Origin of the sequence: Spirabiliibacterium falconis (assembly GCF_014885015.1) — a bacterium.
Classification (GTDB): domain Bacteria; phylum Pseudomonadota; class Gammaproteobacteria; order Enterobacterales; family Pasteurellaceae; genus Spirabiliibacterium; species Spirabiliibacterium falconis.
In genome coordinates, this window is record NZ_JABMIJ010000017.1 from 80,148 (window position 1) to 99,761 (window position 19,614).

Below are 19,614 nucleotides of genomic sequence, written 5' to 3' on the forward strand. Positions count from 1 at the left end.
GTTATCCTCTTTTATTATTAATTTGCTTGAATCATTGTGCCAATTGGCTCACCCGCCAAAAGTGCGGTCAACTTGTCGCTATTTTTCCAGCTCGCGATGATAACAGGCTGCCCCAAATCATACGCCACCTGCCACGCAGCATTCACTTTCACCGCCATACCATCACGAATCACACCGTCTTGAATAAAGGCATCAATTTGTGTGCGCGTTAAATGTGGCATACATTGCCCTGTGCTATCCAGTACACCCTCAACATCGGATAAAAATACCAACTGCGCCTGCAATAATTTCGCCACACACACAGCCGCTTGATCAGCATTAATATTCATCAGCCGACCACGACTATCCATGCCAATAGAGCTGATTAACGGTAAAAATCCCGCATGGAGCAACGTGCGCAATAGTGTTGCATCATAAGGTTCAACCTGCCCAACATGCCCTAAATCCACATCAATTTGCACAGCGTGCGTCATATGCCCATCGCCCAAACATAGCCCAACTGCGTTGAGATGTTTCTGTAATGCCTGTGCAAGTAGCGTTTTGTTCGCCGTGCCCGCTAACGCTCCCACCACAGGGTTGATGTGATCCGATGGCGTTATACGCAAGCCGTGCTTTTTACGCACAGGCAAGTTGAGTTGTGCCATTAAATTGTCCACCACCACGCCGCCGCCATGTACGATGACCACATCGCGTCGTGAGTGCTGGCGAAACGTGCAAAGTGCGGTCAAGAGATTATCCATCGCCTGCGGGTTGTCGAGCAATGCACCGCCGACTTTTAGCACCAATGTTTGCATTAAAATAATCCTAGTGTTTGTTCAAATTGATTACGCATATTCGCGCACTGCACTGCTTGTGCCGCCGCCCCTTTCAATAAATTATCCTCTGCCCCCACGATAATGATATGCCCATTATGCACACGAAATCCAATGTCGCAAAACGGCGTATGTTGCACCTGTGCCACCGCGGGCAATTCACGGCAAAGGCGTACCAATGGTGCATTCCCATAAGCGTGTTCAAAGGCCTCTTGCACTTGTGCCTCACTCACGCCCGCAGCCAATTTGGCGGTAATGGTGGCTAAAATACCCCGCTTAAAATTCCCTAAGTGCGGTGTAAAAATCACTTCCCGCCCAAGATGTGTGGCGATTTCTGGCTGATGGCGATGGCTGAACACACCATAAGGCTGCAAGCTCACTTCGCAAAAACTGCTCTTCAAGCTCGCCTTGCGCCCCGCGCCACTCACGCCGCTTACGGCATTAATCACAGGCAAGGTGTTTTCATCCAGTAAATTCGCCTCAATGAGTGGCTTCAAACTTAACTGCGAAACCGTTGGATAACACCCTGCCACGGCGACCAAATTTGTCTGTCGAAGGTGCTCCCCCGTCCACTCAGGTAAGCCATAAACCGCACTTTTTAACAATTCAGGATATTGATGTGAAAAGCCATAAAATTGCGGGTAAAAATCACGATCATTCACCCGAAACGCACCTGAGAGGTCAAACACTTGGCAACCTTTGGCATAAAAGTGCGGTGCAAGATCGTGGCTCACCTCATGAGCGGTGGCTAAAAACACCACATCTGCACTGTCCGCAACAGCGGCAACGTCGTCAAGTGGCTGCAAGTTCAACGCAACACAGTTCGCTAAATGCGGGTAAAGCACACTGAGTGGTTTGTTGGCATCCGCACTTTGGCGTGAAACATAAAGTGCGGTTAGCTCAAATTTGGGGTGGCGAGTTAAAATCCGTGCAAGCTCTGCACCAGTATAGCCACTTGCGCCAATAATCACTGCATTTAACATCTCAAGCCCTCTTTTTTATTGATTTTCCGTATTGTAACCAATTTTACTGATATTGCCACACTCGCCGAAATTTTATTGCGAGCTGAGGCAAAATTGAGTATGTTGGTATCCTCATTGATGAAGGAGACCTTATGCAACTGCCCCCATTTCTTACACTTTACCGCACATTAATTGCCGAAAACACCGTATCCAGCCTTGTGGAAAGTGAAGATGTCAGCAACCGCACTTTTATTGACACACTGGCAACGTGGTTAGAAACGCTCGGCTTTCAATGCGACATTCTGCCCATTGACAATGCACGCAACAAATTCAACTTGCTCGCCACCTATGGACAAGGTGATGGCGGCTTGTTACTTGCAGGGCATAGCGACACTGTTCCCTTTGATGAAGGACGTTGGAATAGCGATCCATTCACCTTAACCGAAAAAGACGGTAAATTTTATGGCCTCGGCACCGCCGATATGAAAGGCTTTTTCGCCTTTATCGTGGATACGCTCGCCACGCTGGATTTAACGCAACTCAAAAAGCCGCTACGCATTTTGGCGACAGCGGATGAAGAAACAACGATGATCGGTGCACGCACCTTCGCCAAGCACGCCCACATTCGCCCCGACTGCGCCATTATTGGCGAACCGTCATCATTAAAACCAATTCGGGCGCATAAAGGCTACATCGGCAATGCGATTCGGGTAACAGGCAAATCGGGGCATTCCAGTGATCCTGATGCAGGCGTGAACGCACTCGAGATCATGCACGAAGCCACTGCTAAGCTGATTGATTTACGCAATCATCTCAAAACGCACTTTCATCACGACGGATTTGCCATTCCTTACCCAACCATGAACCTTGCTAACATTCACGGTGGTGATGCCCTCAACCGTATTTGCGCCTGCTGCGAGCTGCAATTCGACATTCGCCCGCTGCCGAATTTGAAGCTGGAAGACTTAAACGACATGATGCAACAAGCACTCGCCCCACTGATGGAACGCTGGGGCGATCGGGTGCAATTGACCGCACTTTATGAGCCGATCCCAGGCTATGAATGCGAGCACAGTGCGCAGGCAGTGCAGGTGGTGGAAAAACTGGTCGGCGAAAAGGCCGAAACCGTCAACTACTGCACCGAAGCCCCATTTATTCAGGAACTATGCCCCACTTTGGTGCTCGGTCCTGGCTCCATAGAGCAAGCCCACCAACCCGATGAATTTCTCGATGCCAAATTCATCGAGCCGACTCGTGTGTTACTTGCCAAATTGATCCAACATTTCTGTGGGTAACACAAAAGTGCGGTCTAACCGCACTTTCATGTTTTAGTGCATATCCTGCAAGCGATAAACGTGCGTGTGTTGTAAACTTTCCAATCCTTGGCTCAATGCCTCCCCGCCTGCAATCGTGGTGTAAAGCGGAATACGCATTTGCAACGCACTGGTGCGAATGGAATGACTATCCGCGACCGATTCAGGCTGTGCGCCAGCGGTGTTAATGATCATCGCAATCTCACTATTTTTGATCGCATCAACGATATGTGGGCGACCTTCGCGCACTTTGTTGACGATTTGCACGCCTAAGCCTTGCTCACGCAAGAATTGTGCAGTGCCGCGGGTGGAACACAAACCATAGCCAAGTTGCTGTAACTGCTTCGCCAATGGCACCAATTTCGCTTTATCACCATCCACCACAGAGAGGAAAATTTTACCTGATGCTGGCAAACGCTCACCTGCACCGAGTTGCGCTTTCACAAAGGCTTCAGCAAAGGTTTCGCCTACGCCCATTACTTCCCCAGTAGAACGCATTTCTGGCCCTAATATCGTGTCAACACCTGGGAATTTGATGAACGGGAATACCGCCTCTTTGACAGAATATAAGTGCGGTATCGTTTCTGTCAGCACGCCTTGCTCGACAAGCGAAATGCCCGCCATCACTTTGGCAGCAATTTTTGCCAGTGGCACACCTGTCGCTTTAGAAACAAACGGCACCGTGCGTGAGGCACGCGGGTTAACTTCCAGTACATAAACTGTGCCATCTTTCACGGCAAACTGTACATTCATCAAGCCCACCACATTCAAGGCTTTCGCCATTGCGACAGTTTGGCGACGAATTTCATCTTGAATCTCACCACTTAAGGAATACGGCGGCAGCGAGCAGGCAGAATCACCGCTGTGAATGCCTGCTTGCTCAATGTGTTGCATAATCCCGCCGATAACCACCGCTTGCCCGTCGCAGATGCAATCCACATCCACTTCAATCGCGTCGTTGAGGAAGTGGTCGAGCAAAATTGGGCTATCGTCAGAGACCTTGACCGCCTCACGCATATAGCGCATCAATTCTTCATCGTTATAGACAATTTGCATCGCCCGCCCACCAAGCACATAAGACGGGCGCACCACCAGCGGATAACCCACCTCTTGCGCTAGCGTCAAGGCTTGTTCACTGCTCTGTGCAATGCGGTTTTCTGGCTGTTTTAAGTTCAATTGCTGTAAAATGTGCTGGAAGCGTTCACGGTCTTCCGCGGCATCAATACTATCGGCTGAGGTGCCAATAATGCGTACGCCATTTTCATGCAATGCATTCGCCAGTTTGAGCGGTGTTTGCCCGCCGTAATGCACAATCACGCCAAACGGATTTTCAATGCGTACAATTTCCAACACTTCTTCCAAGGTCAAGGGTTCAAAATAGAGCCTATCGGCGGTATCAAAATCCGTGGAGACGGTTTCAGGGTTACAGTTGACCATAATAGTTTCAAACCCCGCTTCTTTCAGCGCAAGAGCGGCATGCACACAGCAATAATCAAACTCGATCCCTTGCCCAATACGGTTCGGACCACCGCCTAAAATCATCACTTTTTTGCGATCCGTTGGGCGCGCTTCGCACTCTTGCTCATAGGTAGAATAGAGATACGCCGTATCGGACGTAAACTCCGCGGCACAGGTGTCCACACGTTTATATACAGGGTGCAGCCCAAGCTCATGACGCTTAGCACGAACCGCACTTTCATCGCATTTCACCAACTGTGCAATGCGTTTATCCGCGAATCCTTTGCGTTTTAAGCGACGCAATTCGTGGTAATCGAGATCAGAGAGCGTTTTTTTCTCCAATGCCAACTCATCAAGCACCAAATCGCGAATTTGCACTAAAAACCACGGGTCAATTTTGCTGTAATGATAGACTTCATCAATATCCCAGCCACTCGCCAGCGCATCAGCGACATACAAAATACGCTCAGGGCCAGGGTTGGAAAGCTCGGTGCGCAATTTTTCGGTGTCTTCCGTTTTGAGATTGAAGCCACAAATACCTGTCTCCAGCCCACGCAGTGCTTTTTGTAAAGACTCTTGGAAAGTGCACCCCATCGCCATCACCTCGCCGACGGATTTCATTTGGGTGGTAAGGCGATCGTCCGCTTGCGGGAATTTTTCAAAGGCAAAGCGAGGCACTTTGGTGACCACATAGTCAATCGATGGCTCAAACGAGGCTGGAATTAGCCCGCCTGTGATGTCATTGCGCAGCTCGTTTAGGGTGTAACCTACCGCCAACTTCGCCGCCACTTTGGCGATCGGGAAGCCTGTGGCTTTGGAGGCTAGCGCAGAAGAGCGACTTACGCGCGGGTTCATTTCAATCACGATCATCTCGCCATTTTCAGGATTAACGGCAAATTGCACATTCGAGCCGCCCGTATCCACGCCTATTTCCCGTAGCACAGCCAGCGAAGCGTTTCGCATGATTTGGTATTCTTTATCGGTCAAAGTTTGTGCAGGCGCGACGGTGATGGAATCCCCCGTGTGCACGCCCATGGCGTCGAGGTTTTCAATCGAGCAGATGATAATGCAGTTATCCGCCTTGTCACGCACCACTTCCATTTCATACTCTTTCCAGCCCAATACCGATTGCTCAATCAGCAACTCATGGGTTGGCGAGGCATCAAAGCCGCGTTCACAAATCGCTTGAAATTCATCGCGGTTATAGGCAATCCCGCCGCCACTGCCGCCCATAGTGAATGATGGACGAATCAGCGTTGGAAAACCAACCGCACTTTGCGCCTGCCAAGCCTCTTCAAAGGTATGTGCCACAAAGGATTTTGGCGTGTTTAAGCCAATTTTCGCCATTGCCTCTTTAAACCGCCCACGATCTTCGGCTTTATCAATCGCATCTTCGCTGGCACCAATGAGTTCCACGCCGTATTTTTCCAACACGCCCTGTTTTGCAAGATCGAGGGCGCAGTTAAGTGCGGTCTGCCCGCCCATGGTTGGCAAGATGGCATCAGGTCGTTCACGTTCAATGATTTTTTCCACCGTTTCCCAGCGGATCGGCTCAATATAAGTGGCATCGGCCATATTCGGGTCGGTCATAATGGTCGCGGGGTTGGAGTTGACCAAAATCACACGGTAGCCCTCCTCCCGCAACGCCTTACACGCCTGCGCGCCAGAGTAGTCAAACTCGCACGCCTGCCCAATCACAATCGGCCCTGCTCCGATAATTAAAATACTGTTTATGTCTGTACGTTTTGGCATCTCACTGATTTCCTTTAATTTTTGCTAATAATTGCGTGCGTAATTTGTCTTCCCACTCGTGAGCCAATATGCTCAACACGGCGGAGTTGCGGCGAGTGCCGTCTGGCGCTTGCACATTTTCACGTAGTACACCTTCGAGTATACAGCCGATGCTTTTCATCGCGTTAAGGCTCACTTCATTGCGTGCATCGGCATAAAATGCCACGCGTGCTAGTTGAAGTTGGCGAAAAGCATAATCTAACATAAGCCACTTCATACGTTTATTTATGCCCGTTCCTCGTTCTTTTTCATGTAACCAAGTGTAACCAATCGCCAAGCTTTGACGTGATGGGTCAATCTCATAAAAACGGGTGCTACCGATCACCTCACCTGTGTCATAAAGCTCAACCGTAAAGGGATATGCTACACCTTGTTCTTTGGCTGAAAGTGCGGTTTGGATATAATCTCGCATCGCCTGCTCACTTTGCGCAGGGTTCGCCAACGAGTAACGCCACGTGTGTGGGCAATCTTTTGCAATGCGTATAAATGCGTCAACATCCTGTGCTTGCAGTGGGCGTAACCGCACTTTGCTATCGCTTAAGATGACGGGAGTATCAAACTGTTGCTGCATAATCGTCCTTTTTCATTCACTTCAGTCAACGTGCGGTTTTAACCCAATAGCTAAACCAAAAACGTACCATTTGCCACTTCGATGACCTTTCCGCCCACCCAAATGGTGTTCTCGTTATCCACTTTCAAACTCAGCCGATTCGGGCGGTTTATCACATCCCCTTGCGCAATTTGCCACGCCAATGGCGCACGCTGATGTTTGATTGCCCAGCCGCCGAGATTCGCCGCAGCAGAGCCTGTTCCAGGATCTTCTAACACCGCCCCTTGTTGTGCGAAAAACAAGCGTGATGTCACTTGCCCTTGACTTTCGTACCACACATACAAAGCGTGATGAGCAAAGTACGGTAAGAAAAGTGCGGTCGCAATATTGCAACGTGTTACTGCGTCTTCACTGTCCAATTGTACTAACGTTTGCACGCTACCCGTATCCACATTGACCACATCCCCGACAATATTTTCAGGCATTAAGCCTAACATATTCGCCATTTCAGTAGGCGAAATGACACTTGGCGTGATACACACGGGATGACGCAGACCAAATGTTACCTGTTCATTTTGATGAGTAATTTCCACCATTCCTGCTTGCGTTTCTAACAGATAATGATCTGGCAAATTGAGCCGTTGGTGTAACACAAAAGCCGCGCCCAATGTCGGATGCCCAGCAAAGGGCAGCTCATACGCTGGGGTGAAAATACGTAATGTTTTGACCGCACTTTGTTGTTGCGCTTGTTGCACAAACACAGTTTCCGATAAATTAAACTGCCGTGCGATCAATTCCATAGTCTCTTGTGATAGCCCATCCGCTTCGGGGAAAACCGCTAACGGATTCCCCCCAAAATGGCTTTCTGCAAAGACGTTGACGATGACATAGGCGTAAGTCTGCATAACATGGCTTCCTTTTATCGCGCAACTGACCGCACTTTAGGTTTAGTACCGCACCACATAGCTTGCCGCTGTGTGAGTGTGGCGGAGCCTGTCCATCTCTTGGATAAATTTGTCGAACAAACCGCTCAAATCATGTGGTCCTGGACTTGCCTCAGGATGCCCTTGAAATGAAAACGCCGATTGTGTGGTCAGTTCCAATCCTTGCACCGAATTATCAAATAATGAACGATGGGTAATGCGCACATAATCGGGCAAGCTCGTTTCATCCACTTCAAAGCCGTGATTTTGGCTGGAAATAAACACTTGCTGACTGTCAAGATCTTGCACGGGATGGTTCGCTCCATGGTGTCCAAACACCATTTTGCGTGTTCTGCCACCAACCGATAAGGCAAGCAGTTGATGACCAAGGCAAATCCCAAAGAGCGGTTTTTTGCTGTTTAATAGTGTTTTGATATTCTCTATTGCATACTCGCACGGCTCGGGATCGCCTGGTCCATTCGAAAGAAAAATGCCGTCAGGATTATACGCTAGCACGGTTGACGCTGGCGTTTGTGCTGGCACCACAGTAATGCGGCAGCCTCGCTCCGCCAACATGCGTAAAATATTGTGCTTCACGCCAAAATCATACGCAACCACGTGAAAACGTGCACCTAATGGCTGGCTAAAACCTTGCCCTAATGCCCACTGTCCTTGCGTCCATTCATAAGGCTTCGCACAACTGACTTCTTTTGCAAGATCTTTACCCGCCATTGAACCAAACGATTTCGCAAGCTCAAGCGCTTTTTGCTCATCCACCTCACCTGCCATAATACAACCTGCTTGTGCACCCTTATCACGCAATAAACGTGTTAAACGACGAGTGTCAATATCGGCAATAGCGACCACGTTATTTGTTTTTAAATAGTCACTTAGACTTTGCGTTGCTCGGAAATTACTGTGAATTAACGGTAAATCACGAATGATTAGCCCGCTGGCATAAACGTGATTAGACTCGGTGTCTTCATCATTAGTGCCTGTGTTACCAATATGCGGATAAGTTAAGGTGACAAGTTGTTTAGTATAAGAAGGGTCGGTCAAAATTTCTTGATAGCCTGTCATTGCCGTATTAAACACGACCTCGCCGACGCTCACCCCAAGATGACCTATCGCTGTGCCATGGAAAACCGATCCATCGGCAAGCACTAAGATAGCAGGTTCAGACATAACGCTCTCCCTGAATGATGTTGTGATTGTGTGTTAAGAGCAAAGCTCAACGCCCAACGTTATTCAAGATAGGTATCTGAACGGCTACAACTGTAGCAAAATTGAGCAAATTATTGTAATGGACAACATTACAGAATTCAAGCCTTACCTGTAATAAATTTTTATTCAAAAATATTGAATTATTATGCAAAACATTTTATTAACATGCAAGTAAAAATCACGCTGAAATTTTATGCTGTGCTTTACGCTCAAACTTGCTAAAATAACTAAAATAAAGAAGTGAGGTGATAAATGTTTTTATCAAAAGGAAAAGCACTATTCTGCGGGCTCATGTTGATGGGGGCCTTGAGTGGCTGCTCATCACAAATTGATCCTATCACAGGCGAACGCCCTGACCCATTGCAACAATTTAATCGCGCTATGTGGGATTTTAACTATAAAGTCGCTGATCCATACCTATTAAAACCCGTTGCACAAGGCTGGAAAAATCACGTGCCAAAACCACTCACTACGGCACTGACGAATGCAGCAAATAACCTTGATGAGCCTGCCAGCTTTGTTAACCGCTTACTCGAAGGCGAATTTCAAAAAGCAATGGTGCATTTTAACCGTTTTTGGCTCAATTCCATTTTTGGTTTATTTGGCTTTATGGATATTGCCAGTGCCAGCCCACCATTGCAAATCACAAATAAGCGTACGTTTGGTGATACCTTAGGCACTTGGGGAGTGGGAACAGGCTCCTATGTTATGCTTCCACTTTACGGCCCTGCCACGCCACGCCAAGATCTTGGACGTCTAGTTGACTACACCTATCCAACATTATCCATGTTAGGGCCATGGTCATGGCTAAAAATAGGCATTCAAGCCGTGGACGCTCGTGCCAAATTGCTCAGTCAAGATGCTATTTTAGCACAAGCACAAGATCCCTATTTAACAGTGCGTGAAGCCTACTTTCAAAATTTAGAATTTAAAATTCATGACGGCAACGGTGAAAAACCTGCCCAAGAACAACTTTCAAACGACATACTCAACGATGTAGATTAATAAGGATTAATAAATGGAAATTACCTTGACCCAACGCCTGATTTTAGTCAATCAATATGAATTAATGGCACGTCTAGACCAAGATAATGCCGCCGAATATAAACGTATGCAACGCATTATTCAAGGTGGCTACAAGCTCGAAATGAAAGAGTTATATAAAGATTTCAGTGAGTTAAGTGAAGAAGAATGTATTACAGTACGTGATACGCTCGAAATGTATCAAGCCTTGCAAGTGTCTTATAACAACCTTGCTGATAAAGGTGATTTAACGTCACATCGTTTGAAATTTTTAGGTTACTGCGCTATTCGTGAGAAAAAATACCTCAATTACCTCGGCTTTGTAGCACAAACCGATAAAAACTACCGTGAGTTGGTACAATGCCCGAATGGCTGCGATGCACAAACACCAATGTGGGATAAATACATCAAAATGCTTGATGCTTGGAATCAATGCCCACGCAAGTTCCATTTGAGTTTAGCGGAAATTAAACAAGTGCTAAATGCGTAAAACTAAAAAGTGCGGTCTAACCGCACTTTTACATTAGCCTTTCGGATTTTCGCCAAAACGGTTAGAGAAAGGTTGCCCTGACTTGAAGAGAATAAACATCTGAAATCCCAACAGCATAGCAAACCATAAGAATGCCAATATTGCATAAATCATGCCAACGTCTGGCTTAAACACCCATGCGATAACACCCATTAACACAAGTGGCAATAACGGGATCAATTGCCACCATCCTGAAAACCCCAAGTCATGCAAACGACGTGCTGTAACCGCAATGCCTGAAAGGGTTAACCAAATGGAAAAAATCCCCAACGGAATTTGTACCAATGCCAAATCCGTACCTTGTTGCACCCAGCCCAATACAAGATTAATGATGATGCTAATAAGCAAAAACCAGCCGTATTCTGCGCGTCTTGCCCGCCCTTGATAATCAAATGTGTGTTTTAAACAATAAACAAAATATTGCCCTGCATTCATGTTTATACTCCATATTGTGAACGATAAGCCTGCATCTTCGGTAAATAATGCATATAGCGCGAATCGTGGGCAATAAACTGCATCAAATCATCAAGAGTAATAATCGAAAATACCTGACAGGCGTATTCTTGCTCCACTTCTTGAATCGATGATAATACGCCACTACCACGCTCTTGACGGTTAAGTGCAATGATCACCGCACTTAACATGGCCTGATTGGTCTCAATAATCGCCATAGATTCACGAATGGCAGTGCCTGCCGTGATCACATCGTCCACCAATAACACCTTGCCAGATAAGGCTGCACCAATCAAATTGCCGCCTTCCCCGTGATCTTTGACCTCTTTTCGATTGAAGCAAACAGGCTTATCACAGCCAAATTGATTTGCCAGTGCGACGGCGACGGTCGTGGCAATCGGGATACCTTTGTAAGCAGGCCCAAAGATAACGTCATAATCCAATTTATGTGCCATAATCGCAGCGGCATAAAATTCGCCCAATTTTGCTAAATTCTGCCCTGTATTAAACAGCCCTGCATTAAAAAAGTAAGGACTAATGCGCCCTGACTTTAAGGTAAATTCGCCAAATTTTAACACATCGCAATTTAGCGCAAATTCAATAAAATCACGTTTATATTGTTGCATAATTACTTACCCAGTGCGTCTCGTTGTTTATCCATAATGTGCGCAATGCCGCCTTTAGCGAGGGTAAGCAATTGCTCTAATTGCACGACACTAAATGGCTCGCCCTCTGCGGTGCCTTGAATTTCAATAATGCGTCCATCTTCACTCATCACGATATTCATATCTGTATCTGCGTTGGAATCTTCCACATATTCCAAATCACAAAGTGCGGTCTGCTCAACAATGCCAACCGAAATTGCCGCAATTAGCCCCTTGATGGGATTACGTTTCAATTCGTTATTATCGATTAAATGTTGAATCGCATCACACACCGCAACGCATGCGCCACTGATAGCCGCCGTACGCGTGCCGCCATCGGCTTGAATCACATCACAATCAACGGTAATGGTACGCTCACCCAGTGCATTTAAATCAATCATGGCGCGCAATGAACGCCCAATCAAACGTTGAATTTCCAGCGTACGCCCACCTTGTTTACCTTTCGCCGCCTCTCGTGGCATTCTCACATTCGTAGAGCGTGGCAACATACCGTATTCTGCGGTAATCCAGCCCTGCCCCTGCCCTTTCAAAAAACGGGGCACATTATTATCAATACTGGCATTGCACAATACTTTTGTCTCACCAAATTCAATGAGCACCGAGCCTTCAGCATGCTTGGTATAATTACGGGTGATCGTAATTGGGCGGGTGGCATGATTTTCTCGATTATGTGGTCGCATTACACTCTCCTAAACACAAAATTGTTCTATTCTACCACGTCAAACCATATTCGCCACTGACAGCGCAGGAAATTATCAGTACAATGGCTAATATTTATAAAAAACAGGAAAAATATGATGATTTACAGTATGACAGGATTTTCACGCATTGAACTACAACATAACTGGGGCAATGCAGTCTGGGAAATTCGATCCGTGAACCAGCGTTTTTTAGAAAACTTTTTTCGTCTGCCTGACACCGTGCGTGCGTTAGAAAATACGCTACGAGAAAAAGTGCGTCAACGCATCACTCGTGGCAAAGTAGAATGCAGCTTACGCCTTGAATTAAAAAACCAAAGTGCGGTTGAACTACAGCTTAATCAGACCTTAGCAACGCAAATTGTGCAATCCTTGCACTGGCTGAAAACGCAAGCAGGCGAAGGCAACATCAACCTGATGGATGTGCTACGCTATCCTGGCGTAATAGAAACACCAGAACACGATATGGATCAAATCAGCCATGATTTGCTCGTCGGATTTGAAACATTGCTAGATGATTTTATTGCAACACGAGCCCGTGAAGGTGAAAAACTACGCGATGCCATTGAACAACGCCTGTTCGCCATTGAGCAAGAAACTGCAAAAGTGCGGTCGCAAATGCCAGACATTTTGCAATGGCAACGCACAAAATTACAACAACGTTTTAATGAAATTCAACTGCAAGCTGATCCTCAACGTCTGGAACAAGAAATGGTCCTGCTGGCACAAAAAATTGATGTTGCAGAAGAACTCGACCGCCTTGAAATGCATGTAAAAGAAATCCATAACATCGTACAAAAAGGCGGAGCAGTGGGCCGCAGACTGGATTTTATGATGCAAGAACTCAATCGAGAAGCAAACACATTAGCCTCAAAGTCCATCAATACCACAACCACTAATGCCGCTGTTGAGTTAAAAGTCTTAATCGAACAAATGCGCGAACAAATTCAGAATATTGAATAGAAAAAACAGCACATTCGTGCTGTTTTAATTTTATGTGGCATAATGATGCTATTATTCATCACGGGTGGTCGTAAATACTCCAATTGCTGTGTTTTCTTTGTATTTATAACCGTTATAGTCTTTCTCTACCTCAGTACTCAACTTAGCAGCGGCTTCTTCACCCGTTGGACCATAAAAGTGTCCTTTATAGCTAATATCTTGCCACTCAGATTTTCCCCCTGTTGCTTTCCCCTCAAACACAACTTCACTTGCATCATCAAAAGACCATGGATCTGTCACACTTTTAATACTGGCTTTTTCTAAAATAATATCAGGAATACTCGCATTAGCGTCTTTGAGCTCGATAATTTTTCCATCTAGGGTCTTATCAGCAAAATTTGCATTAAGCACCACATTACCATTAAGTGCATTCGCTCCTTTAAATTTCCCATAATATTTCGCAACACCGTCTTGAGGAAGTTCATTTAGCTCATTTAATCGGGTTCCATAAACACTTGCTGCGGTTCTAGCATCAAAATCTGAGAAAAAGATGGTGGAATAAACATTATTATAACCATACTCTGTTTTACGATAATTACCGCGACCATGCGTAGGTAGCATAAAATCCCCGAGTGGTAAATTCACAAATCCTTTTTCTTTTTCTACATTGATTGAAGTCCCATCCCCCATCTCAACATTGACATCAGCTGAATAGTAACGAGGCTCTCCATCATAGTTCTGAGCTTGTAATGATTTTGCACTCTCTTGATAATTACGCTGTGTGAATGCAGCAACTTTTTCCCGCGTGATATCATCTTCTGTTTTTTCAACAACTGGCTCAACGGTTGGTGCTGGACTATCTGCATTATTATCCGTTGTATCATGCGTATTATCATTTGCCGATGTATCACCTGTATTGAGTGAAGTATCTGTATTGTCATTAGCGGCCGAGTCCTCAGAAGCATCGCTAACGTTGTCGTCTTTTTTAGTGTTATCAACTTCCGTTGAAACGTCAGTCGTCGGTTTTGAGACATCTGGATTAACCGCACTTTCCTCTTTTGCATTAGCATTATCGTTAGTATCGGCTTGTTTACCTTTCTCTTTACTCTCTTGTTGTGCGGTATTTATGGGTTGTTTTTCTGGTGCTTGATCATTATTGGTTGACAAGCATCCCGTTGCTCCAAGTGCAACTAAAATACAAAGTGCGGTTTTTTTGGGTAAATTAAACATGTCTGCTCCTTAAAATGGTGGTTAGAAAGTTGCTTCAATCATAAAGCTGAAATAGCGGCTAGGAGCGGTAAACCGCCCTATGCCCGCATGGGTCTTATTATCGATCCGATTTACCGTACCGAATTCACGAATGCTGCGCAATGAATTCCACGTGTAATAACGTTGGTTAAATAAATTAAATACACCAGCACGCATAGTGAGATGCTTATTCAATTTGTAATGTCCACTAATATCTACCGTCGTGTAATGGCGTGAATGTGTTGTATAAGGCCAAGGCTTATAAACATCACTGTCATTATGAAACGTGTCTACTAATTTCTTGACCGCAGTATAGGTAATATGTGTTGCCAAACCCCACTTATCCTCTGGATGCTGATAGCCCAACCCAAGCGTGCCACTAAATGGATCTAATTCATTTAATGGAATATACACACCTGAATCATGCAACTGCCGTCCTTTGGTATAACTGGCATTAAGTGCGGTATAAAATCCCTGTGGTGCACCGAGTGGTGCAAGTTCTAAATGTCCACTAAACTCAATGCCTGCAACTTCGGCTTTACAGCGATTAACATTTTGATACGCAGGAGCATCTTCATTACGCCACTTGTTATTGACAGAATCCCAAAATGGCACACTTTGTTTACCAAGGTAAGCAAAATCAATGAAATTATTATAACGTGTATAAAAAGTAGAAAGCTGTCCATAGCCCCACTCACTTTGGTTTGCAAGACCAAATTCAATATTATGGGATTTTTCCGCTTTTAAATCAGGATTTGCTTTCACATAAAAATCGGGGTGTGGAAAGTTAAACCAAATTTCATCTGTCGTTGGTGCTCGAAATCCTGAACTATATTTTCCAAGAAAATTAAACCCATAGGGTAATTGATAACTAAATGAGAGCCCTTGACTTATCGCTTGAAATTTAGCTTGGCGATTAAGTAATTTTAAATCCGCCATAGCGGTAATAAATTTATCATTTGCTAATGGTTGACTCTTGATCCAATCATACCGTATGCCTGCATTGAGTTTGAGTTTTTCACCAATAAGAAAGGTATTATCCCAAAATAGGCTGCGATTATGTGATTTTGCCTCAATTAAAAACTCTTCTTCCCCTGTATTGGTTGTTTTTATACTTGGATCAAACGCTCGTACAAAATAAGACAAATTTTCATTTTCATTACGAGAACGCCCAACGCTCACTCCTGTTCTGATTTGCCATAACCAATCATTAAATGTTAATAATTTTTCCGCTGTGAGCTTGCCTTGATCAAGGGTTTGCTTAATGCTGCGATAAATATAATATACTTCACTATTAATGCCCGCTGGACTTTTGCTCATATCTTCAGCCATGTCCCAACTCATGGTATCCATATTGATCTGCTGATGATTAAACTTAATATTAAACTTATCCCACAACGTGTTTTCTGCCGTATTTTCAAACTCAACACCGTAGCGTTGGCGGTAACTCACATCATTACGTTTTCGTACTTCATTACTTGGCTTGCCCTGCCAATCAGCTGACCAAAGGTTAGAATATTCTTTGGTATAACTGTCTTTACGATAATCTTCAAACAGTAAATTTAAATAATTATGCTGATTAAAATGATAGCCTAAGCGAACTAAACCACTTTTAGCATGATAATCTTGTGGATCGGGTTCCCCTCGAACTGTGCCAATAGCCCCAAAATATCCACTGCCACCTGCTGGGTTATACACACTATTTTCATCTTGTACGACTTCACTGACATTATTGCTGTGGTTTTTCACTTCATGTCCATCTCGACGAGTTAATACAACCAGCGCATCAACACCATTGTATTCAGCCGCAGCTGTTACCGAACGCATCCATTCACGATTTTTACCACTATATGCACCTTTAGCACTAAGAAAATAAGGTTTATCCTTAAGAAAATCTTTTGCCATTTTGGTTTCATAATTCACAGCTCCACCCAATGCGCCGCTGCCTGACGTTAGAGAATCCGCCCCTCTTTTAATAGTAACCGACTGGATATTTTCCAGCTCTGCCGCATTTCGGTTGCTATTAAAATTACCATATGCACCAAACAGTTCTTGGAACGCGCTTGATGAGCGACTTTCTGCCTGTGGCAACCCATCAACATTAATCGCAACCCGATCTTTATCAACCCCACGAATACTAAAGCCGTTAGAGCCTGCACGCCCCCCTTCAACTACACTCACACCAGGATTGTAGCGAACCATATCGTGAATATCTTGTGTTAAAGTGCGGTCAAGCTGTGAACGTGTCGTGCTTACCTCACCAAGTTTTTCATTAAGTTGTTCCGCTTGCCTATTGTGTTCACCTTCGACTACAATCGTGTCAAGTTTCTCCTCTGCGTGTACGGAAAAAGTCAATAAAAGTGCGGTACTAATTACTGATAATGCGAATTTCTTTTGCATGATTAACCTCAATTTTCAACCTGTGAACCACCAAATGCAGCATTAAGATCACGGTCCTCAAATTCCGTTTTACCGCCAATTTTGTCGCCTACATGGAATGCTCCCCAACTCGTATTACCAAAAAATGCACCATTAACATTCCCTTGATGCCCCTCTGATTCGACTGTTCCGCTAAACGTATTGTCTTTAATAGCAACATCAGTAAAATGAATATCGCCACCAAAATCATCATTTCCAATAATCGTACCGTCTAGTTTTTTATGATCGAAATCCGCAACCAGCAGCGACCGCACTTTTGATTCGTTATTGTTATAAGCTCCCGCTGGTGTATAAGCCGATGTAGCCACATTCTTATTGCGATAACGCACAGCTAACACTTCATAGCTTGCTGAGCCTTTATCTGCCCAATGATTGAACTTATCTTTATCCGCAATATTGCCACCCACAAAGTAATCAGGCACACCTTGAGGAGAAACATAAACACCATAGCGAAAATCACTTCCCGTCCACATAGCAGGAAAGGCATTACGATTTGGGCTACCTTCACAGCAGACAAATAACTGCCCACCATTATCTAGTGGTTGCATGGCATGTTTCGTACGCATTGCAAGTGATTGTCCAGTATAAGTTGATGGCACAATCATTGTCGCAAAGGCGCTAAAACGATACACTTTGCCATCTGGTGTCTGATAGGCAAATCCTTCCGCATTATCGTATGAAAATTCATCTTTAAAATCAGACTGAATAAAAAACACTTTGCCATACGTTGGCTCAATGTTATGGACTGCATCTAATCGCTGTTTTTCAGTAAACGGTTTGGCCGTTGGAATATCGGCCACTGTTGTGGGCGGATTAACATCACTACCTCCAGAACAGGAAGCCAACATTATTGAAAATACAAAAATTGAAAGTGATGTGTGTTTCGGCATAAATGCAATATCCTTAGGTTTATTTACTAACATACTCAAGCCATCAAATAATAATGATATTAATTATTATTTGCAATAGAAAATTATAAAGTGCGGTTCGCGTATAGGTGGTTAATTAGTGAATACGGAGATAAATTCGCAATCTCTTGACTATCGTCGTAAACTAAGATGAGGATAACATGGGAGATAAAAATAATGACATTATCACAATTACCGCTTGTTAAAACGGACAGTTATATCAACGGAAAATTTATGACCAGCAACAGTGGAGCACGCTTTGCGGTATATAATCCTGCCACTGGCGACGAAATTGCACAGGTCAGTGATTGTAACGAACTTGATGCTGAAAGTGCTATTGCCAGTGCAAAAGCTGCACAACAATCATGGGCAGCATTACCCGCAAAAGTGCGGTCAGACTATTTGATGGCGTGGCATGACCTGATCATGACTCATCAGCAAACATTAGCAGAAATTTTAAGCCTCGAGCAAGGCAAGCCACTAAAAGAAAGTTTGGGGGAAATAGCTTATGGTGCGAGTTTCATCAAGTGGTTTGCCGAAGAAGGTAAACGTGCTTATGGTGAAATTATCCCGCAAGACAAGTCCGATCGCCGCATTTTAGTTTTAAAACAACCTATCGGGGTGGTAGCAGCGATTACGCCGTGGAATTTCCCCAATGCCATGATCACGCGTAAGGCCGCCCCCGCACTCGCTGCAGGCTGTACAATGGTGTTAAAGCCTGCGCCTGAAACACCACTTTCCGCATTAGCACTGGCAGAACTTGCACAACAAGCAGGTATTCCGGCAGGTGTTTTTAACGTTTTGCCGACCACACAAGCTGAACGCGTCGGGAAAATACTCAGTGAACACCCTGATGTGCAAAAATTAACCTTTACAGGCTCAACACGGGTCGGAAAAATGTTAATGGCGCAATGTGCCAGCAGTGTAAAAAAAGTTGCACTTGAACTCGGCGGTAACGCCCCCGCCATTGTTTTTAATGATGCCGATTTAGATAATGCGGTGGAAGGCGTCATTGCCTCAAAATTCCGTAATGCAGGGCAAACCTGTGTTTGCACTAACCGCATTTATGTACAGCGTGGTATTCTGCCTGCATTCACTCAGAAACTTGTCGAAAAAGTGCGGTTGTTACGCATAGGCAACGCATTTAGTGATAACACCGACATAGGGCCGTTAATCAATCAAAGTGCGGTCGAAAAAGTGGAAAGCCACATTCAAGATGCATTAGCTAAAGGGGCAACATTACATTGCGGCGGCAAACGCCATGCCTTAGGACAGACTTTTTTTGAGCCTACCGTACTCTCTGGTGTAACTCAAGCAATGGCAGTGGCTAAGGAAGAAACCTTCGCACCGCTTGCACCTATTTTTGCGTTTGATGAGGAAAAAGAGGTCATTGCTATGGCAAATGACACTGAATTTGGTCTAGCCGCTTATCTGTTTACCCAAGATTACTCTCGCATTTGGCGAGCCAGTGAGGCATTAGAGTACGGGCTCGTAGGTGTTAATGAAGGGTTGGTATCAACAGAGATCGCACCATTTGGCGGTATTAAGCAATCGGGTATCGGACGAGAGGGTGCTCGACAAGGGCTTGAGGAGTTTATGGAGCTAAAATATATCTGCGTAAAAATCTAATTTATGTTTTGCTCAAAGCCACGCTATGCGTGGCTTTTTTGTATATT

The 19,614-nt window shown here is 45.0% G+C and carries 17 protein-coding genes; 5 read left to right on the top strand and 12 right to left on the bottom strand.

Annotated elements, in window-relative coordinates:
* Nucleotides 1–17 precede the first annotated feature (17 nt).
* Together argB and argC are read right to left on the bottom strand one after the other, a co-directional pair.
* Nucleotides 18–794, bottom strand: coding sequence for an acetylglutamate kinase (gene argB / locus HPC40_RS08630; protein WP_208119090.1), 777 nt, complete (start codon nucleotides 792–794; stop codon nucleotides 18–20).
* Nucleotides 794–1,795: an N-acetyl-gamma-glutamyl-phosphate reductase gene (argC, locus tag HPC40_RS08635; RefSeq protein ID WP_208119091.1), complete on the bottom strand. Its 1,002-nt coding sequence runs from the start codon at nucleotides 1,793–1,795 to the stop codon at nucleotides 794–796. Before argC ends, argB begins: the two co-directional genes overlap by 1 nt.
* A 131-nt stretch (nucleotides 1,796–1,926) precedes the next feature.
* Here argC and argE point away from each other — a divergent pair, with 131 nt between their 5' ends.
* Nucleotides 1,927–3,069 (top strand): acetylornithine deacetylase, encoded by a 1,143-nt coding sequence (argE, locus tag HPC40_RS08640; RefSeq protein WP_208119092.1) that lies wholly within the window; start codon nucleotides 1,927–1,929, stop codon nucleotides 3,067–3,069.
* 33 nt (nucleotides 3,070–3,102) lie between these two features.
* Here argE and carB read toward each other — a convergent pair whose 3' ends face one another.
* Genes carB through carA form a run of 4 tightly spaced genes read right to left on the bottom strand, consistent with a single transcriptional unit; the run spans nucleotide 3,103 to nucleotide 8,994 of the window.
* Nucleotides 3,103–6,297 (bottom strand): carbamoyl-phosphate synthase large subunit, encoded by a 3,195-nt coding sequence (gene carB / locus HPC40_RS08645; RefSeq protein ID WP_208119093.1) that lies wholly within the window; start codon nucleotides 6,295–6,297, stop codon nucleotides 3,103–3,105.
* 1 nt (nucleotide 6,298) lies between these two features.
* Nucleotides 6,299–6,907, bottom strand: coding sequence for a GNAT family N-acetyltransferase (locus HPC40_RS08650; RefSeq protein ID WP_208119094.1), 609 nt, complete (start codon nucleotides 6,905–6,907; stop codon nucleotides 6,299–6,301).
* Between the two features lie 50 nt (nucleotides 6,908–6,957).
* Nucleotides 6,958–7,791, bottom strand: a complete 834-nt coding sequence (locus HPC40_RS08655; RefSeq protein WP_208119095.1) for a PhzF family phenazine biosynthesis protein — start codon at nucleotides 7,789–7,791, stop codon at nucleotides 6,958–6,960.
* 42 nt (nucleotides 7,792–7,833) lie between these two features.
* Nucleotides 7,834–8,994, bottom strand: coding sequence for a glutamine-hydrolyzing carbamoyl-phosphate synthase small subunit (carA, locus tag HPC40_RS08660; RefSeq protein WP_208119096.1), 1,161 nt, complete (start codon nucleotides 8,992–8,994; stop codon nucleotides 7,834–7,836).
* A 291-nt stretch (nucleotides 8,995–9,285) separates the two neighbouring features.
* Between carA and HPC40_RS08665 the strand changes: the two genes are divergently transcribed.
* Together HPC40_RS08665 and HPC40_RS08670 are read left to right on the top strand one after the other, a co-directional pair.
* On the top strand, nucleotides 9,286–10,038 hold the full coding sequence (locus HPC40_RS08665; protein WP_208119097.1) for an MlaA family lipoprotein: 753 nt from the start codon (nucleotides 9,286–9,288) through the stop codon (nucleotides 10,036–10,038).
* A 13-nt stretch (nucleotides 10,039–10,051) separates the two neighbouring features.
* A complete protein-coding gene (locus HPC40_RS08670) occupies nucleotides 10,052–10,546 on the top strand; it encodes a YfbU family protein (protein ID WP_208119098.1) in 495 nt (164 codons plus the stop codon).
* A gap of 33 nt (nucleotides 10,547–10,579) precedes the next feature.
* Here the strand turns inward: HPC40_RS08670 and HPC40_RS08675 are convergent, their stop codons facing one another.
* Genes HPC40_RS08675 through rph form a run of 3 tightly spaced genes read right to left on the bottom strand, consistent with a single transcriptional unit; the run spans nucleotide 10,580 to nucleotide 12,383 of the window.
* Nucleotides 10,580–11,020 (bottom strand): DUF805 domain-containing protein, encoded by a 441-nt coding sequence (locus HPC40_RS08675; protein WP_208119099.1) that lies wholly within the window; start codon nucleotides 11,018–11,020, stop codon nucleotides 10,580–10,582.
* Between the two features lie 2 nt (nucleotides 11,021–11,022).
* Entirely contained in the window at nucleotides 11,023–11,664 is a 642-nt protein-coding gene (gene pyrE / locus HPC40_RS08680; protein ID WP_208119100.1) for an orotate phosphoribosyltransferase, read from the bottom strand.
* Nucleotides 11,665–11,666: 2 nt separating this feature from the next.
* Complete coding sequence (rph, locus tag HPC40_RS08685) at nucleotides 11,667–12,383, bottom strand: ribonuclease PH (RefSeq protein WP_208119101.1); 717 nt, start codon at nucleotides 12,381–12,383, stop codon at nucleotides 11,667–11,669.
* Nucleotides 12,384–12,500: 117 nt separating this feature from the next.
* On the opposite strand from rph, the gene HPC40_RS08690 reads away from it, so the two are divergent.
* Complete coding sequence (locus tag HPC40_RS08690) at nucleotides 12,501–13,364, top strand: YicC/YloC family endoribonuclease (protein ID WP_208119110.1); 864 nt, start codon at nucleotides 12,501–12,503, stop codon at nucleotides 13,362–13,364.
* Between the two features lie 51 nt (nucleotides 13,365–13,415).
* On the opposite strand, the gene HPC40_RS08695 is transcribed toward HPC40_RS08690, so the two are convergent.
* Genes HPC40_RS08695 through HPC40_RS08705 form a run of 3 tightly spaced genes read right to left on the bottom strand, consistent with a single transcriptional unit; the run spans nucleotide 13,416 to nucleotide 17,953 of the window.
* A complete protein-coding gene (locus HPC40_RS08695; protein ID WP_208119102.1) occupies nucleotides 13,416–14,573 on the bottom strand; it encodes a factor H binding protein domain-containing protein in 1,158 nt (385 codons plus the stop codon).
* A gap of 21 nt (nucleotides 14,574–14,594) precedes the next feature.
* Nucleotides 14,595–16,991, bottom strand: coding sequence for a TonB-dependent hemoglobin/transferrin/lactoferrin family receptor (locus HPC40_RS08700; protein ID WP_208119103.1), 2,397 nt, complete (start codon nucleotides 16,989–16,991; stop codon nucleotides 14,595–14,597).
* A gap of 8 nt (nucleotides 16,992–16,999) precedes the next feature.
* Nucleotides 17,000–17,953 (bottom strand): transferrin-binding protein-like solute binding protein, encoded by a 954-nt coding sequence (locus HPC40_RS08705; RefSeq protein ID WP_208119104.1) that lies wholly within the window; start codon nucleotides 17,951–17,953, stop codon nucleotides 17,000–17,002.
* A 162-nt stretch (nucleotides 17,954–18,115) separates the two neighbouring features.
* On the opposite strand from HPC40_RS08705, the gene HPC40_RS08710 reads away from it, so the two are divergent.
* Nucleotides 18,116–19,567 (top strand): NAD-dependent succinate-semialdehyde dehydrogenase, encoded by a 1,452-nt coding sequence (locus tag HPC40_RS08710; RefSeq protein WP_208119105.1) that lies wholly within the window; start codon nucleotides 18,116–18,118, stop codon nucleotides 19,565–19,567.
* The last annotated feature ends 47 nt before the right edge of the window (nucleotides 19,568–19,614 follow it).

Excerpts from the sequence above, each read along its gene's own strand:
- argB (WP_208119090.1), bottom strand. The coding sequence starts at position 794 with ATGCAAACATTGGTGCTAAAAGTCGGCGGTGCATTGCTCGACAACCCG.
- argC (WP_208119091.1), bottom strand. The coding sequence starts at position 1,795 with ATGTTAAATGCAGTGATTATTGGCGCAAGTGGCTATACTGGTGCAGAG.
- argE (WP_208119092.1), top strand. The coding sequence starts at position 1,927 with ATGCAACTGCCCCCATTTCTTACACTTTACCGCACATTAATTGCCGAA.
- carB (WP_208119093.1), bottom strand. The coding sequence starts at position 6,297 with ATGCCAAAACGTACAGACATAAACAGTATTTTAATTATCGGAGCAGGG.
- HPC40_RS08650 (WP_208119094.1), bottom strand. The coding sequence starts at position 6,907 with ATGCAGCAACAGTTTGATACTCCCGTCATCTTAAGCGATAGCAAAGTG.
- HPC40_RS08655 (WP_208119095.1), bottom strand. The coding sequence starts at position 7,791 with ATGCAGACTTACGCCTATGTCATCGTCAACGTCTTTGCAGAAAGCCAT.
- carA (WP_208119096.1), bottom strand. The coding sequence starts at position 8,994 with ATGTCTGAACCTGCTATCTTAGTGCTTGCCGATGGATCGGTTTTCCAT.
- HPC40_RS08665 (WP_208119097.1), top strand. The coding sequence starts at position 9,286 with ATGTTTTTATCAAAAGGAAAAGCACTATTCTGCGGGCTCATGTTGATG.
- HPC40_RS08670 (WP_208119098.1), top strand. The coding sequence starts at position 10,052 with ATGGAAATTACCTTGACCCAACGCCTGATTTTAGTCAATCAATATGAA.
- HPC40_RS08675 (WP_208119099.1), bottom strand. The coding sequence starts at position 11,020 with ATGAATGCAGGGCAATATTTTGTTTATTGTTTAAAACACACATTTGAT.
- pyrE (WP_208119100.1), bottom strand. The coding sequence starts at position 11,664 with ATGCAACAATATAAACGTGATTTTATTGAATTTGCGCTAAATTGCGAT.
- rph (WP_208119101.1), bottom strand. The coding sequence starts at position 12,383 with ATGCGACCACATAATCGAGAAAATCATGCCACCCGCCCAATTACGATC.
- HPC40_RS08690 (WP_208119110.1), top strand. The coding sequence starts at position 12,501 with ATGATTTACAGTATGACAGGATTTTCACGCATTGAACTACAACATAAC.
- HPC40_RS08695 (WP_208119102.1), bottom strand. The coding sequence starts at position 14,573 with ATGTTTAATTTACCCAAAAAAACCGCACTTTGTATTTTAGTTGCACTT.
- HPC40_RS08700 (WP_208119103.1), bottom strand. The coding sequence starts at position 16,991 with ATGCAAAAGAAATTCGCATTATCAGTAATTAGTACCGCACTTTTATTG.
- HPC40_RS08705 (WP_208119104.1), bottom strand. The coding sequence starts at position 17,953 with ATGTTAGTAAATAAACCTAAGGATATTGCATTTATGCCGAAACACACA.
- HPC40_RS08710 (WP_208119105.1), top strand. The coding sequence starts at position 18,116 with ATGACATTATCACAATTACCGCTTGTTAAAACGGACAGTTATATCAAC.